The sequence below is a fragment of the Nocardia sp. BSTN01 genome, from assembly GCF_015354405.1.
In the GTDB taxonomy this organism is placed as follows: Bacteria; Actinomycetota; Actinomycetes; order Mycobacteriales; family Mycobacteriaceae; genus Nocardia.
In genome coordinates this window covers 1-16,148 of record NZ_JADKYP010000014.1, presented here as the reverse complement: position 1 = coordinate 16,148, position 16,148 = coordinate 1, and the positions used below count along the sequence as shown (strand labels likewise).

At 64.1% G+C, this 16,148-nt stretch carries 14 protein-coding genes; 8 read left to right on the top strand and 6 right to left on the bottom strand.

The genetic code is table 11. From position 1 onward, the window contains the following. Positions 1 to 72 precede the first annotated feature (72 nt). The 4 genes from IRT45_RS14135 to IRT45_RS14115 all read right to left on the bottom strand — a co-directional run bounded on the left by IRT45_RS14135 (position 73) and on the right by IRT45_RS14115 (position 3,106). On the bottom strand, positions 73 to 471 hold the full coding sequence (locus tag IRT45_RS14135; protein ID WP_194806317.1) for a TetR family transcriptional regulator C-terminal domain-containing protein: 399 nt from the start codon (positions 469 to 471) through the stop codon (positions 73 to 75). A gap of 228 nt (positions 472 to 699) precedes the next feature. Next, positions 700 to 1,209: a hypothetical protein gene (locus IRT45_RS38005; RefSeq protein WP_194806421.1), complete on the bottom strand. Its 510-nt coding sequence runs from the start codon at positions 1,207 to 1,209 to the stop codon at positions 700 to 702. A gap of 353 nt (positions 1,210 to 1,562) precedes the next feature. Further along, a complete protein-coding gene (locus tag IRT45_RS14120; RefSeq protein WP_194806316.1) occupies positions 1,563 to 2,468 on the bottom strand; it encodes a helix-turn-helix transcriptional regulator in 906 nt (301 codons plus the stop codon). Positions 2,469 to 2,716: 248 nt separating this feature from the next. Beyond that, positions 2,717 to 3,106: a helix-turn-helix domain-containing protein gene (locus tag IRT45_RS14115; protein WP_309240957.1), complete on the bottom strand. Its 390-nt coding sequence runs from the start codon at positions 3,104 to 3,106 to the stop codon at positions 2,717 to 2,719. 76 nt (positions 3,107 to 3,182) lie between these two features. Between IRT45_RS14115 and IRT45_RS14110 the strand changes: the two genes are divergently transcribed. The 6 genes from IRT45_RS14110 to IRT45_RS14085 all read left to right on the top strand — a co-directional run bounded on the left by IRT45_RS14110 (position 3,183) and on the right by IRT45_RS14085 (position 10,697). Further along, entirely contained in the window at positions 3,183 to 4,844 is a 1,662-nt protein-coding gene (locus IRT45_RS14110; protein ID WP_309240956.1) for an MFS transporter, read from the top strand. 184 nt (positions 4,845 to 5,028) lie between these two features. After that, positions 5,029 to 5,358, top strand: a complete 330-nt coding sequence (locus IRT45_RS14105) for a hypothetical protein (protein ID WP_194806313.1) — start codon at positions 5,029 to 5,031, stop codon at positions 5,356 to 5,358. Positions 5,359 to 5,422: 64 nt separating this feature from the next. Continuing rightward, on the top strand, positions 5,423 to 5,824 hold the full coding sequence (locus tag IRT45_RS14100) for a hypothetical protein (RefSeq protein ID WP_194806312.1): 402 nt from the start codon (positions 5,423 to 5,425) through the stop codon (positions 5,822 to 5,824). Between the two features lie 131 nt (positions 5,825 to 5,955). Next, on the top strand, positions 5,956 to 7,011 hold the full coding sequence (locus IRT45_RS14095) for a hypothetical protein (protein ID WP_194806311.1): 1,056 nt from the start codon (positions 5,956 to 5,958) through the stop codon (positions 7,009 to 7,011). A 376-nt stretch (positions 7,012 to 7,387) separates the two neighbouring features. Then, complete coding sequence (locus IRT45_RS14090; RefSeq protein WP_194806310.1) at positions 7,388 to 8,512, top strand: hypothetical protein; 1,125 nt, start codon at positions 7,388 to 7,390, stop codon at positions 8,510 to 8,512. 1,249 nt (positions 8,513 to 9,761) lie between these two features. Further along, positions 9,762 to 10,697, top strand: a complete 936-nt coding sequence (locus IRT45_RS14085) for a nucleoside hydrolase (protein WP_194806309.1) — start codon at positions 9,762 to 9,764, stop codon at positions 10,695 to 10,697. Between the two features lie 698 nt (positions 10,698 to 11,395). On the opposite strand, the gene IRT45_RS14080 is transcribed toward IRT45_RS14085, so the two are convergent. Then, positions 11,396 to 11,650, bottom strand: a complete 255-nt coding sequence (locus IRT45_RS14080; protein ID WP_194806308.1) for a hypothetical protein — start codon at positions 11,648 to 11,650, stop codon at positions 11,396 to 11,398. Positions 11,651 to 11,733: 83 nt separating this feature from the next. Here IRT45_RS14080 and IRT45_RS14075 point away from each other — a divergent pair, with 83 nt between their 5' ends. Together IRT45_RS14075 and IRT45_RS14070 are read left to right on the top strand one after the other, a co-directional pair. Continuing rightward, a complete protein-coding gene (locus tag IRT45_RS14075) occupies positions 11,734 to 13,692 on the top strand; it encodes a hypothetical protein (RefSeq protein ID WP_194806307.1) in 1,959 nt (652 codons plus the stop codon). A 20-nt stretch (positions 13,693 to 13,712) separates the two neighbouring features. Then, positions 13,713 to 14,798 (top strand): hypothetical protein, encoded by a 1,086-nt coding sequence (locus tag IRT45_RS14070; protein WP_194806306.1) that lies wholly within the window; start codon positions 13,713 to 13,715, stop codon positions 14,796 to 14,798. Positions 14,799 to 15,605: 807 nt separating this feature from the next. Here IRT45_RS14070 and IRT45_RS14065 read toward each other — a convergent pair. Continuing rightward, positions 15,606 to 16,148 (bottom strand): hypothetical protein (locus IRT45_RS14065; RefSeq protein WP_228534331.1); only part of this gene is annotated, 543 nt, incomplete at its 5' end.

Sequence of the window (16,148 nt, the reverse complement as noted above, 5' to 3'; positions counted from 1 at the left end):
TCGGCTGGTTCGAGAAAGCCGGAGGAAGCGCGCCGACGTGTGCACGAGGCGTTCGCTGGGACGCGACAGGCCTCATGCGAGAGGCGGCCCGACAGCGAGCGCTTCGAACGCCTTTCTGCCTTCGCCGCTGAGAACCTCGTAGATGGCCGCACGGATGTGGTGCGCCATATCGATCGTACGGTCGAACTGCCATTGGGTTTGCAGGCCGTCCATCAGCGCGGTCAGGCGCACAGCGATTCGGTCCGGATCCGAATCCTCATGTAAATACCCGGCGCGAAGCGCCTTTCGCAGTGTTCGGGCGGTGCCGAGACGGATCCGGTCGTAGCGCTCGACGAAGTATTCGTGCGCCGGATGTTCCGGATCGGAAGCCTCCGCCGACAGCCGCACGAACAGATCTATCAATCCGGGCGTCTGCTGATTGTGAGCGGCCAACTCGACCATCCCGCGCAAAATACCCAGCCCGCCGGGCACCTGGACGTACGCCCCGAATCGTCTCCGGTCCGCGAGGTCACGCTCTTCGAGCACCGCTTGTAGCAGCGCCTCCTTGTCCGGGAAATAGTGCACGAGCCCAGCACGCGAGATCCGGCAGGCAGCAGCGATGTCTCTGATCGTCGCGCTCCCGAATCCTTTCTGGGCGAAATGCTCGGCCGCCGTATGGATGAAAAAAGGGCCCGACCTGGGATTTTAAGAATTGTGGACCTAGCTGGGCGTTATTCCAAACGTGCTGACCTGCAGAAACTCGAGGCCACCCACGCGAAAATCCACTCCGGACAGCCTTCGGGGCCGCGCCGCAGGCGCGAGCGGACAACAGCAGACAGCTCCCGGGCTCCCCGCAGAATCGAGCGTCGACTGACGTCCACAGCGGTGGAAGAACTGATTCAGGCGTATCGCGACGGAGCCTCGGCGGCGCGGCTGGCCGCGCAGTACCGGATCTCCAAAACCGCAGTGCTGACGCTTTTGAACAACCGCGATGTTCCTCGCCGGTTCCAGTCGATGGCCGCCACCGACATCGACCACGCCGAACGGTTGTACCTCGCCGGCCAGGTCGATGTCATCGATCACCGCGCCGTGGAATCGATGCGCGTCACCCGGATGTTGCGAACGATCCGGAAGTCCTTTCGGTGAAACAGATTTCACCGCGGTATCGGCTCCGTCGAGCAGACGCCACAGGGAGTCGATATCTCGCGCTCCGGGCAGTCGGCAAGACATACCGACGATTGCAATCGCATCTTCATGTACAGCTGACGTCACAAATCCCCTCCTCGCAGTCACTCGCCTCACGGCCGACGCCAGATGTCAAAGGGGACCGGCGACGCGGGGCGCCGTCTCGAATACAGAACGGCTCGACCGGATGCGAAAGCACCAGGGGAACAACTGCTCTCGCCGATGAGATCCGTTGTCCCGCAAGTCGATATTGCCGGGGCGCGGTACCGCCAACCAGGGTGTCTCGGTCCTGTTACTCCGACTAACACCCACACCGCGAGAGCGTGAAGGGTTGGAGACCGCCATGCCACACTCCGGCCGCCCACCCCCCAATGGAATCCTTTGGACCCCCGCTACTTTCAGACGTCGATGCTGGTCAGGGCACACGCAGGGTCATGCCACTGAGTCGGCTCTGACGCAATCACTCGGCCGTCCGCGCACGAACGGTTCTGCAGATGCCGCCGCACGACATCGGACATGGGTCCGTCGACAGAATGCACGACCAGGGTGCGCTCCATGTCTGCTTCGAGAGCGAAGCTGGTGGTTCGCATCGGCAGCTGGCCGAGTGAATCGTGACGGTAGACCAGGACTTCGGGCAGATCGGAGCCTACCGCCATTTCACGCCACAGCGACGCGAAAGAATCACTGCGCATGAGGAGCGAATCAACCGTCTCGGCGAGTATAGAATCGTCTATGTACTTCCCCACCCGCTTTCGGAAGCGTCCTACCAAGCTCCGCGCGGCAGCATCTTGATCGACAAATCTGTCGGCATAATCTGCATCGGTGAAGAATCGAATCATGCAGTTCGAGCCGATCGGTGCGTAGATCAGCTCCCGAGCTGCAGCGTTGATAAATTCAACGCTGCCATATTTGTCGAGGATATATGCCGGATCGCCAATATTATCGATAACGAGCTGCACATCCCGAACAATTCGGGAAACCCTCTCTTCGGACACGGGAACAACATCGAACTCATGTAGCCCGGCCAACACCCGCAGGTGCGCGCGGTCCTCCTGATCCAATCCCAGCGCGTCCGAGATGGCGTTGACCACCTGCGCTGATGCCTTGATCGGCCGACCCTGCTCCAGCCAGCTATACCAGGAGACGCCGATGTTCGCGAGAACGGCGACTTCCTCGCGGCGCAGCCCCGGCGTCCTGCGATAGCCGGTCCGAACCAGACCTGCATCTTCGGGTTGACGGCGAGAGCGCCGAGCCTTCAGAAAAGCAGCCAGCTCAGATCTACGTCTCTCTTCGGTTTCACTCACGACAACTTCCCCCACCCAGTGTTCAGAAAGCAAATCCCTTCGAGTGTGCCCTCCCGCCAAAGTCCTTTCAAATTCAGCATGATAATTTAACATGATTTGTGATCGGCCTCACTCGAACAAGGACTTGCGCATATAACCCGCGGTCGCCGAAGAAAGCTATACCCACACGTCACGTCAATGCGCCGGCAACAATGGCGCGCGGTGATCTATTCCCCACCGAGGAATTAACCTAGATGTTCATTTGATCTTCAACTAAGGATTGAATCCTCAGCCTCAGCTGAGACCCTGTTGTCGTAGACGCGGCGGGCGGCGGCGATCGTAGGCCGATGACGCAACGCCCAATCGGCGAGGGCCTGGAACGCTTCCTGTAGCTCGAGGGCTGGTTCGGTCGCGGTGTACTCGACTCGCGGTGGGACACAGGGATATACGGTGCGGGTGACTAGTCCGTCACGTTCGAGGCGACGCAACGTCAGGGTGAGCATCCGTCGGCTGATCCCGTCGATCGCGCTCTCGAGCTCGGTGAACCTGACCGGACCTGCCGAGCTGGCCAAAATCACCTGGACAACCCACTTGCTCGCGACACGCTCGAGGACCTCCTGGAAAGGGCAATCCTCTTCGAGGTCGTACCCCACGGGCACCTGGATGTTCCTCTGTGACATTGAAGTGCCTTCTTCCCCTGCGAGCTCGGGTCACACATCATGACCTCTGTAACCAATGGTAACCGACCTTGGATCACGCCTTCGGAGGTTGAACGAAATGTCTGGCCGTCATATAGACACAACGAGCCCCCTCCCGTCGGGGGCTCCACCCGCCAGCGCCCGCTGGTGGACACTCGGCATCGTCACTCTCGCCACCTCGATGCTCATGATCGACTTGACCTCGGTCAACGTGGCCCTGCCAAGCGTGCGCAGCGCGTTCGACATCGGCAATCTCGCCGATCTGCAATGGGTGCTCGACGCCTACTCACTCACCCTCGGCGTCTTCCTGCTCACCGGCGGCGCACTGGCCGACCGGTACGGCCGCAAGTCGATGTTCCTCCTCGGATTCGCACTGTTCTCGGCGGCGTCCCTGGCTTGCGGATTAGCCTGGGACGGTTGGAGTTTGAACATCGCACGAGGCATCCAGGGTGTCGGCGCCGCGGCGCTGTTCGCGATCGGACCGGCCTTGATCGCCCAGGAGTTCAGCGGCAAGGAACGAGCCCAGGCGCTCGGAGTCTTCGCCGCTGGCTACGGCGTTGCCATCGCCGGTGGCCCGGTGGTCGGCGGCGTCCTCACCCAGTACCTGGACTGGCGATGGATCTTCCTGGTCAACGTACCGCTGGGCATCTTCGCCGTGATCGCCGGCGCACTGCGCATCCCAGACCGGGGAGACCGCACACCGCACGCCAATGACTGGGCCGGTCTGATCACCTTCTCCGTGGCCATGACCATGCTGGTCTTCGCCATCCTGCGCGGCAACACCGAAGGCTGGGGCAGCACACTGATCGTCGGCCTGTTCATCGCCTCGGCGATCGTGCTCGCCGTCTTCGTCGGCATCGAACGCGCGAGAGGACCGCGGGCACTGCTGGATCTGTCACTGTTCCGGATCGTCAGTTTCGACAGCCTCGCCGCGGTGACCGTGCTGCTGATGGGATCGTCGCTGGCCGCCATCTTCCTGCTCATGTCGTTCGTCCAGATCGAACTGGGTCACTCGCCGATGGCCACGGGCCTGCGCCTACTGCCGATGTCGGCGGTCATGATGGTGATCGGCGGCGTCGCAGGCGCATTGACCGCCAAGGTCTCCCCCCGATGGCTACTGGGCATCGGCTCTCTGGCTGTCGGCGCAGGCATGATCTCGGTTCCACTGCTACTGAAGTCCGACAGCTCATGGACCGCCTTGCTCGCCAACTTCCTGTTGATCGGCGTCGGCATGGGCATCTTCAACCCCACCCGCGCCGCCTTGGCGATCAACGTCGTCGAGCCTGCCCGAGCCGGCATGTCCAACGGTGTCAGCGAAACCTTCCAGCAGATCGGCGTCGCCCTCGGCATCGCGGTGTTCGGCTCCTTCTTCGAGGCCCGCGTCGCCAACCACTTCGCCGCCTCCGAAATTGGTCAGCAGATCGGCAGCGCCGCCCACGACCAGGGAGAAACTGTTGCCGCAGCGGGCTCTTCGGTCCTCGGGCAGCTCCCTGACGGCATTGGACCCCGAGCGGTGTCTGCCGCCCATTCCGCAGTGGTGGACGGTCTGAACAACATGATGACCGTCGGCGCCGTCCTGCTCGCGGTCGCCGCGGTCATCGGCTTCGCCTTCACACGCAACCGTGACCTGCACGAGAGCTGGCAGGACGACGTCAGCGACCAGGCCACGGCACAGCCGCTCGCGGACAGGGTCGCCTGAACGCATCTGAAACTCGAAACCAGCGGCGGGCCCACACATTACGTGGGCCCGCCGCTGCGGCACACGGTCATATAGGCTGCTGAGATCACATCTCCTTTGCTCCCGGAGAGCGCGGAGCTGACCGGGTGGAGCGAACCCATCGCTCGTAGCGGGGGTTGACAACGTTCAGCAGTACGAAAGACTCGTGGAGATCGAGACCCAGAACAACGTCCGCACGGTGCCAGTAAAAGCACTCGCTTCGCTCGCCGCGGACATACTCGGACCACTGACCGAGCTCCTCATAGAGTCGGGACCGGAACTCCCACGCCACAACAGCCGAAATCGGCTCACCAGGAGTGGGGCCCTCGGAACCCCCAACATAGACGCGCATCTCGGCTACCTTCTCGCCGGTTCCACCGCGCGTTCCGATCAATCGCGTGCCGTAAGCGACGTTGCACATCGCGACGGGTACCGCGAGGTCGGTACTCACCTCCACACGAACGCGCCCGACCACCAGCCGATCGGGGGCTTCTGAGGCGCAACCTATTCCGGAACGGGCAGCGTCCGCCGCGTCGACCAGCACGGGTAGCGGTACCGCCATGGATAGCGCCGCCGACGACCGCGATGCGACCGCGATCGCGCTGGCGGGAATGGCTCCCGAGGACTTCCTCGCGCTGGGGCGCGACGCCTACCGTGACGGACGCACTGACCCCGCCGCTCCAATCGACCCCGATCTGGCGACGGCGCTGGCACGCAGCAACACCGACCCCGACCACGTCCTCCACCTGATCAACGAATACCTACGCGGATGGCAGGAAGCCGCGAGCCAGTCCGCAGCCGAATCCGGCTCTGCCACACCTGACCTCGAAGAAGCCGATATCTCGGCGCAGCAGATCACAGCCACCCCCTTGGAAGTGGCCGTCACCACGCCCGATAGCCCGCGCCCTCTCCCACACCTGTTCGGGACGCAGCGGCGAGCGGTGACCTGCCCGCGCCGGTAAACTTCGAGCCGGGAACCCGGCTGTGGGTTCCGTCGCAGGAGATCGACCGCGCGCACGCGAATCTCCGCGTAATCGAGACTCTGCGCCGCCTCGACAACGAGGACCGCTACGCGACGCCCGAGGAACAGCAGGTGATCGCCGCCTGGTCCGGGTGGGGTGCGCTGCCAGGGATCTCCACCGACGACCCGCAATGGCAGGCTGAGCACACACGGCTGCACGAACTGCTCGACAGCACGGAGTTGGCACACGCCCGCGCAGGCACTCTCAACGCTCACTACACCGACCCCACCGTCTCCCAGGCGATCTGGGAGGCCATCGGCCGCGCCGGATTCTCCGGCGGACCGGTCCTCGAACCAGGCTGCGGCGCAGTAGTTTTCATCGACCAAGCTCCGCCGGAGGCGGTGATGGTCGGGGTGGAGTGCGATCCGATCACCGCCCGCGCCGCAGCGGCGCTGTATCCCTCGGCGCAGATCCGCTGCGAGGGATTCGAAGACACCCGAGTGGAGGCGGGCGCGTTCGCTTTGGCGATCGGGAACGTGCCGTTCGGGAAAGTGCGTCTCTACGATCCGATCCACAACGCCGCGAACTTCTCCATCCACAACCACTTCCTGGTCAAATCCCTCGACCTGGTCGGTGTCGGCGGCTATGTCGCAGTTCTGACTTCGCATTTCACCAGCGAGATACGCGACGCGACCGCCCGCGAGCATATGGCCGCGCGGGCGGATCTGGTCGGCGCGCTTCGGTTGCCCGCCAAGGCATTCCTGCGCGTCGCCGGTACCGGAGTGGTGCAGGACTTATTGATCTGGCGAGTGCGTGAGCAAGGCCGCGAACCCACCGCGGACACCCGGCTGTACCTGCAATCGGGGATGACCACAGTGCGTGACGAGCACGGGTACCGCCGCGAAGTCGAACTCAACAAGTACTTCCTCGCCCACTCCGATCACATCCTCGGCGAATTGTGCTGGCGACAGCGCCAATACAGCCGCGATGCACTCGACATCGACGGCCCCGTCGGTGAGGAACTCGCTCGCCTGGTGGCGGGCCGACTGACCCGCATCATCGACAACGGCCTCGACGCCGGACTGGGGGTTGACCGCCACACCGGCGTCCACTGTCATCGCCAGTCCCGATGCCTTCGGCACCGGTCTGGTCACGCCAGTCGAGGAAAGCACCGAGGTCGCGGTTGACACATTGCGGTGGAACAAGCAGCTCTGGCGAATCGAGGTGTTCACCGGCACCGACTGGACCGAGGCCCCGGTACGCGGGAAACGCCGGATCGCCGAATGGCGGGAGCTGCTCGGACTACGGGATGTCGCCGCCACTCTCGTGCAAGCGCAGCTCGAAGGACGCGATCACGCCGAACGATCCGCGCTGCGCGGTGAGCTGAACCGACGCTACGACCGCTATCTCGAAACCTACGGCTTCATCAACCGATTCACCTGGGTCGAACCGCCGCCGGTCACCGAGAAGCGCCACCGCGAACGCGTCGATGCCGCGGCCACCGCCTGGCGTGCCGAACAAGGCGAACCCGGACAGCCGTTCCTAGGGCCTATTCCCGACGAGGTGCTCGAAGGTTTCACGGAACAAGCGTGGGAACCCGAACGCGAACCGTTCCGAAAGCAGACGCATCTGGAAGGCGTCCTGCGCAACGATCCCACTATCGCGCTGGTGTTCGCGCTCGAAGTCTTCGACGAAGACACCGGCCGCGCCAGCAAAGGGCCGCTGCTCACCTCCGATGTGATCGCCACTGCGGCACAACCGATCACCCACGCCACCAGCATCGAAGACGCGGTGGCGGTGAGCCTCGACGAGACCGGGGTCATCGACGTGCCCCGTATTGCCCGCTTGCTCACCGCTTCTGATGAGGATGCGGCCCAGCAGTTGGTGGAGACTGGGCTCGCGTTCCGGTCGATCGCCGATCCCGACACCTGGATCTGTGCCGCGTCCTACCTGTCGGGCAACGTCTTCAAGAAGCTCTCCGCAGCGACGAACGGGTGGACACCGATCCCCGCTATCGCGCCAACCGTCGAAGCACTGACCGCGGTTCTGCCTGCACGACGCACCGATGTCGATATCCGCCTCGGCGCGGTCTGGGTGCCGCCCAACGAGTACGCGCAGTTCATCCGCGACACCTTCGCCATCCCGGCCGGGCATCCGGTGCTCGTCGACCGAGTTGCCGGGGAGTGGGTGATCGATGTTCCAGAGTACGACGATTGGCACGCCGACGTCGAGAAGTGGGGGCTGGCCCCGAAGTTCTACACGAACCAGGACGGCGGCTACAACTTCGAAGACGCCCAAGCCGACGAGTTGGGTGTCGCGTGCTGCGGTGTCGCCGGCAAGCGCTTCGACCACATCGACATCCTGACCGCGCTGTGCAACTCCAAACCGATCCAGATCAACAAATCCAAGGAGTTCCACGCCGCCACCGGTGGGGACAAGCTCCACACTCGTGCCACCCGCGCCGCGCAGGCCGAAGCGCGCCGGTTGGCGACCGAGTTCGAAATGTGGGCGCTGCAAGGCGATCCCGCCCGTCGCGAGCGACTGATCGACCGCTACAACGAGCTGTTCAACACCATCGTCGCCCCCGAGTTCGACGGCTCGCACCTACGCCTGCCTGGCTGGATGCCCAGGATTCTGGCTTGGTCTTCGGCCCGTTGTCGCTGCGTGTTGTCGAGTCGATGTCGGTAGCGCTGCAGAAACCGGTGGGCCAATCCGTGCGCGGTGGCGCAGCGGACGTGGGAGGGGAATCGGCGGCTCGCCTCGTCCTTGGTGACCCTGTTGTAGGCGGTGTAGGCGACCTTCTTGCCCGCCAACGCGTGACCCACCAACTCCAGCGTGCTGGTCTTTCCCGCACCGGCGCCGGCCTGCACAACAAGATGCTTTCCAGCCCTCGCAACCTCGATCACCGCTTGCTGCTCGTGCGTTGGCTCATAACTCGGCCGCGATTGACTCGCGGGTGAAGCGGTGCGGGAGCGAGAGGCGTTCCCCTGCTGTGGCCGGGGCCCGCGTCCTGAAGACGCGTTTCGCACCTGAGCGTAGGACGTGAACGCGAAGTCCCGCATCTCGTACGCGTGGGCGCAATCGGGACAGATCAACGCGACGTAGCGCAACTGCTTCCCGTTGTACTCGAACGGCTTTCGCGCAACATGAACCGTCGAATGCCCTTCGGGCACGCCAGTAGCAGAGTCTCCTCATACGACCAGCCCGGCTCACCGAACCGCGGCACCGCCAACGTGCAATCCGCCATTCCCCACAACACGGCAAGCTCTGAGATCGAGCCTTCCTCCACCGCGCGCCCCCTTCCTCGCTACGACGGCACCATCCGCACCATGAATCTGTCGCGCTCACACGGTATCCGGCCGAACCGACATTGGCATCCGTTTCCACCGAGTACCACTGACATACTGCCGGGTCGACTTCTGCGTGAAATACAGTCGAGCACAACCAGTTACGGGCAGCAGTGCCACGGGAGCGCATGTGAAGACACCAACGACTTCCGGATCAAAACCCAGCCCGCCGTCGGCACGGGCGCGGGCGACGCTGCCGCTGTCACCGACAGCGCCCAAAGTGGCATCGCGGACGACCGCCCACTGGCGAACGGTCGAACGATTCGTCACTGGTGTTCCGGGAGAGCGGCCATCGTTTTGTGTTCCTACAGCAGCAATTGCGCGCGCGGTTCGTTGCGCGGTACCAGCGCGACAGTTGAGACGAGTAGCCCGCGCGGGTATCGGGTGGCCTTGCCTTGCGGAGCCAATCGAGCCCCACGCACGCGAGCCCCATCCTGCACGACATCATCTTGGGCCCACCGAAATTGGGCGCCACCCAGGTCCCGATCCCGATATTGTGGCCCCGCGCCGCGGCTCTCGTGGCACAGGCGGCGTTTCTGGCGATCAACATCTCGGCTGCCTGCTGCGGTGCGTGAGAGAGGGGGAAATGCATGCGTTCTGTGTGGATGGACTGCGATAGCGGGTTCGACGATGCACTCGCGTTGATGGTGCTCGCGCGCGCACCACAGATCCAGCTGTTGGGGATATCGACAGTGGTCGGCAATACCAGCCTGGACAACACCACCGCCAACACCCTCGCCGTCGCCGAGTTCTGCGGACTGGACACTCCGATCTACCGCGGGGCTGCCAAACCGTTGGCGCAGGAGCCCCAAACCATCGAACGGCTCCTCGGCACCGGTGCCATGGGTACCCTGGGCCGCTGCTTCCCCGCCGCTCAGCGCGCCGCCGAGCCCGTCGACGCGATCCACGCCTTGGCCTCGACGCTGCGCTCGGCCGCGACCAGGTCGATCACGATCCTGGCGACCGGGCCCCTGACCAACATCGCCGTGGTGCTGCTGCTCCACCCCGAACTGGTCGACGCCATCGACGCGGTGGTGTGGATGGGCGGCTCGACGACCGGCGGCAACCACACCGCCGCCGCCGAATTCAACGCCTACGCCGACCCCGAAGCACTCGACGGGTTACTACGTTCCGGCGCGCCGCTGCGCATGTTCGGCCTCAACCTCACCCGCCAAGTCCTCATCACCCCCGACCACGAACACCAGCTGCGGACCATCGGCACCGAACGCGCCGATATCGTCGCCGACCACGTCGGCTTCTACCTACGCATGACCGACCCGAACACACCCCGGCCCGCGGCATTGCACGATCCCTCCGCCGCCGCCTACCTGCTCTGGCCTGAACTGTTCGAACTCGCCCCTGCCCGGGTCGACGTCGAACTCAGCCGCACCATCGGCCGCGGCGCAACCATCTGCGAACTCCGGGTCCCCCGCAAAGCCGAACCGAACGCCCTTGTGGCGACCACCGCCCAAGGTGACAAGGTCATAGGCTGCGTCATGGCACAAATTTACGCACACCTCATCTGACACCGCGCCCCTGGAACCGGCCGGCAACAACTCCGCGGAAGAAGGGCGCGGCGCGAAAGCGCGGCCGTCCGGCCTTACATGTGCGGCCTCCCATCCCACATCACGATGTCCGAGGGCGAGCCGTGTGCCAAGCGACGCTTTCCGGACATCGAGATTGCCTGGCGCTCAGAATTCACCGGTGCCTGATCGATCCGTGTCCTTTACCACCTCGAGCACCGCGGTCGGCGGAAAATCGTAGCGACTGCGGACCTGGAAACTCCGGCGCACAGCAACATCCCGGCTGGTCGGCGGGATCACACTCGTCTACTGGCCTGCCAGTAGACCCGGACCGCAGCGGGAACACCCGGCAGGCACTGCCGCGCAACGAACATGAACACCGCCGGCCGCGCACACCACTACGCAGCGCTGCCCGGAAGCTGCTACTGCCTCCGGAATTCGAACCGGCCCAGCTGAAGGCGATTTCCCCCTTGCTCGTGGGACGGAATCCTAAATCCGCTGAGTCACAGTCATATCCGCTACCGCGCCAACATCCAGACATAACGGACGCGCAACATATCGGACACGCGACCAGCAACACACCAGTAGGGCAAACATATGTTCGATATGGTCGTGGACGGTTGCCGCGAGCGCGTAATCGGCTCAGCGGCAACGTTACTGGGGAAGATCAGGGAGGTTGTCATGGCTCGACCACGTCTTCACTACCCCGCCACCGGCCGCCGCCGTGCGGTACGTGCGCGTCCCTTCGTCACCGCGGTCGTTGTCGCATTGACGATCACCGGTGGTGCCGGTGTAGCGCTTGCGGATCCACCACCGACCTCCTCGCCACCGCCGACGAGCAGCTCCATCCCACCACCCGGCTCGCCGCGGCCGACGAGCCCACCACAGTCGGCGCCGACACCACCGCACAATCCGGCTGCGGGCGCCTGGAAGCCGACCGAGAACCCCAATCGCACAGTGGTTCCTGGAAAAATGCGGTCGGATCGGGAGAAGGTGCCCGACGGATTCACCAAGGGAGCAGGCCGACAAAGCCGAGACCATGGAGGCGACCGCGAGCGCGCCGCAACCGCTGGCCACACCCGGGTGTCAGGTGTATTGGCCGGCGCCATATGAGGTGTGCGGCGCGATCCGCGACAAATACAACGAGCTGGGCGGCCCGAACAGTTTCCTGTTGTGGCCGACGTCGAACGAGCTGACCAACCCCGACGGGGTCGGGAAACGCTCGACATTCCAGAACGGCCCGATTTACTGGTCACCGGCCGGTGGAGCGCATCCGGTGGCCAACCACTTCTTCGCCGCTTGGCAGCGCAACGGCTGGGAGGCAGGCGTTCTCGGCTATCCGACCTCCGACGAGCTGGTCAACCCCGACAATATCGGGCGCCGCCAGTATTTCCAGGGCGGCACGATCTACTGGAAACTCAACGACGCCTATTACGTCGCCGGCGCCATCCGCGACAAGTGGGGCGAAACCGGCTGGGAAACAGGCTATCTCGGCTACCCGACGAGCGACGAAACCGTAGCGCCGGATGGCGTCGGCCGGTTCAACCGGTTCGAACACGGCATGATCTATTGGTCCCCCTCGACCGGTGCGCACCCGGCGTCCGGCGGAATCTTGACCAAATGGGCGATGACGAACTACGAAGCAGGCCCCTACGGGTATCCGGTGTCGGATCAAAGGCAGCGCGGACAAGCCTTCGATCAAGACTTCCAATACGGCACCATCGGCTGGCCCACCACCGCGGTGCAAGACGACGATATCGACTGGCAAGAGGACTACATCGACGACGGCAACTGCCCCGGTTGTGGTGACGACGATCGGGTGGCGGTGACCGGGCCGGGCTGGACCAACGCCCCCCAGCCCGACCTCGCACCGAAGAGCCAGCCCGACACCGGGCAGATGTTCGGCGAGTTGCCGCTGTGCACGGACCTGCCCACCGACACCGGCGACAACCCCCGCTACAGCTGGTGCCGACCCGAACCGGCCCCGGCTCTGGCACCGCAGGCAAGCTGGACCAGCGTGCTCGACAAGCCGTACTGCAAGGACCTTCCCCACCGGCAGTGGGCTGGCGATCGGAAGTATCAATGCATGTGGCGCGAAGGGCAATTGGCGCTGCTGGACCGCGAAACAGGCGCGCCGTTGGGAACGCTGGGAGTGGTTCAGGAAAACCAGCTCACCACTGCATGGAATTCCACGACCTGGAATGTGCGCACGGCCCTGCACATAACCGGCGTCACCGGAGGACTCGACGCCGCCCAATACGCAATGTCGGTCTACTGCACCAGCGACGGTAGCTGCAGCCACAATTTCAACAACAACGAGCCGCCCCACCCGGTCGCCGAAACGCCGTACCAGCGTGACTACACCATGTCCTCACCGGTGGGGATCGGAGCGATCTCGCGGACCAACGGCTTCGCCGAATTCACGATCTCACTGCCCGGATCCAATGCGAACCCCGTCACCACCAAGGCCGGTGTGTCACCGGTGATTCGCTGCGATCAGGTCGGTAACCGCAACACCTCCGGCTGCATCGTCGCCGGCGCGGAACCGATCTTGGACATGACCACCCGCAACGTGCCCGCGCTGTCCGGCCATATCGGCTACGCCCAGGCCAGCGGTCTTCCCGGAGCACCGAACGGCACACCGCTGACCCGCACTACCAACGACGCCCAGATCCAGAACAATCGCAACATCTCCTGCAACCGGGTACCGCGCCCCCGCCCGGCGGGCCAGCAGTGCGACGAATACCCCTTCGCCTCCACCAACCAGGGCGGAGGCGCCAACGGCCCGGCCAGGACCTATCAGGGCAGCTGTGCCACAGGAATGCCCAGCGGCTGGGTCGTCCCCCTGTCGGTGCCGGTGACGTTCTGGAACGCGGCGGGGATCAGTATGTGCATGATGCCGGGGCGAGACAACATGCGCGGCGGCGGCATCACCGGATGGTTCTATGTGAAAAACCGCGTACTCGACGGCGATACCTTCTATGTGAAGGGATCCTGACCACCAAGGGAGTGAGTTAAATGACCCAGACCGGGACCGTCCAGGTCAGCGACCATCAATTCCTGCTCGCCGGCAGCGGCACCGACACCACCGATGTCACCGCAGAAGGAACCCTGATCTGGACCGGCCCCGGCTTCGTCACCATCTTGACCGGAATCGCCTACGGCCCAGCCACCCTCACAGTCGACACCCACGACACCACCGCGGCGCTGGAGGAATGGGAAACCGTCGAAGAAACCGTGATCGATGCCCCCGAGGACCTACGAGTGCTCAGCGTCGATGGTCGCGTCGCCGACGGATACGCCCTCATCCCCGCCGGCCGCTACCGCGTACGCGCGCACGCCCGAGGCCGAGATATCGACTTCGACGGCATCGCCACCGAACCCACCGAGCAGTACCTACTCCAGATCACCCCGACAACCCGCCCCACAGACTCGATCACGCGGCTACGAAAGACCGACACCGCTCACGAGCCGCCGACGAAGCAACTCCCGCAAGTCGACTACGAACACTTCCATGCCCCAGGCCCTGACGGGACCCTGACCAAGTTCACCATCGACAGCCCCGAAGCGCAGGCTGTCTTCGCCCTGCGAAACCGATGGGGCGGACGCCCACCCACCGGACGCCTCGCTGAGGACCTCACGATCTCCACCGCCGCCTCGATAATCGCCGACCTCGACCGCGATCTAGTCGATGAAATCGATGCCCTGTCCGAAGACCGCCTGCGGGCCCTCGCGCGCTGGTGCGCGCGACGCGCCTTCGAGCGCAGCGGCCTCGTCGAGTTCGACGACTTCCGCACCGCCCTCGACACGATGGATCACGGCACCACCCCACCACCGGACTTCGCCAACCACTCACTGACCACATACCGCCTGCAAACCGACCCCGCCATACCGCTGACCATCGAACCCGGCATCGCCGGAGCTACCGACTTCGTCCCACAGTACGAAGCCGCCAGAACCTACATGCTGGCCGTCAGCAACGACATCACCGCGATCAGAGCCGCGCTCGAAGCGGTGCGCTCCGGCATCGCCACATACGGCCGTGACTACCCAGAATTCATCACTCGACTCCGCACCGAATTCCTGAACCACGACTTCGCCTGATCACACCACCACGGCGACTTCGTCACCGCCATCCGGCGAACCATCACGTCCTCGTCGACGTGCCAGCGCAAGCGGAATGAAATCGGTAAGTCGTCAGCAGTGACTCGGGACGATGCACCATCGAACCGTCACCGCCCTAGGACAGTGATTACCTGGACGCGGCAATGGCCCACCGGCGTACGAATGATGACGGGTGTCGAACTAAAGCTTCCGAGACAGCTGCCAGCGCTGGTATGTCGGCAACTCCTTCGAGGCCGTTGACTATTTGGCGGACAATGTGGGTGCCGGAGCTGTCGATCAGACTCTGCACTGCCTAAACCGTGGCCGGGCGGCCGATACCGTCCGCCGCCCACCTCGCGACGCAGAAGGCTGCGGTCCCCCCGGACGAGAACATCCCGGTCATGGACCAAGAACAGCAGCGTTCCCAGGTCCGCTTCGTTCCCGCGGCGCCACAGTATTCGCGCCAGCGATCGCCTGCCGCCCCGTCCTGCCCCATCAAGGCCCACAACTGGGAATCGCTCGCGCTACCGGGGCGAGGACGTCGAGAGCCTCAAGCGCGGAACCGCTGACATCGACATCGAAGAAGCCAATATTTGGCGGGAGGCCGTCCGCGCACTGACGCAACGGTTCGATCAGCGCCTCTCGAACCTCGGCAGGAACTAGTTCAGACCCCCGAACAGGGACCTTCACCTTCTACGGTGACAAGCCCGGGCGGGCTGACCTGCACCACACTTGGCCGGTGGGAGAACTTTGCTGCTGCGAGACACATTTGAAGCCACCCACACGAACGCGGCAGCTCCTGAGCACCTACCCCTGATGTTTGGCCATCCGCAGCGGTGGCTTTGCCACCCAGTCGGCAAGGCGCTCTTGAGTCTTGCTTGCCCACCTTTCCGGAGCAGGGGCCCACTCTCCCCGCGAGATCCGTTCGGCGCTCGCAGCGCCGTTATCGCCGAGTTCAATTTGCGGGGGTAATGATCGAGGAAGCTCGACACCCGTAATCAGCACGGGCACTACAACGTTGGCAACGTACCTATGGAGATGAGATAGCTCTGCAACAGGCGCCACCATCGCTGTAGAACCTGGCCGTTCCATCAAGACGGCCGAATTGAGTTCGACTATGAGACTCGTGTTCGGCGCAGCGGTGGCAATCACGGATCCAACCTCAAGTTCCCGGAACCCCAGGTCGAGATCGGCGAGCGGAACATCGCCGGTCGTGGAAAGGGTACCGGCCGCGCACAGCCTCAAGGCCCTGTGCTTGTCGGCGTTCGAATAGTCCTGCAGAAGCTCAAGAGGGTGTCGGTACTCGACTTCAGCACGAACCATGCGGGCCAACTGCACACTGATCGACGG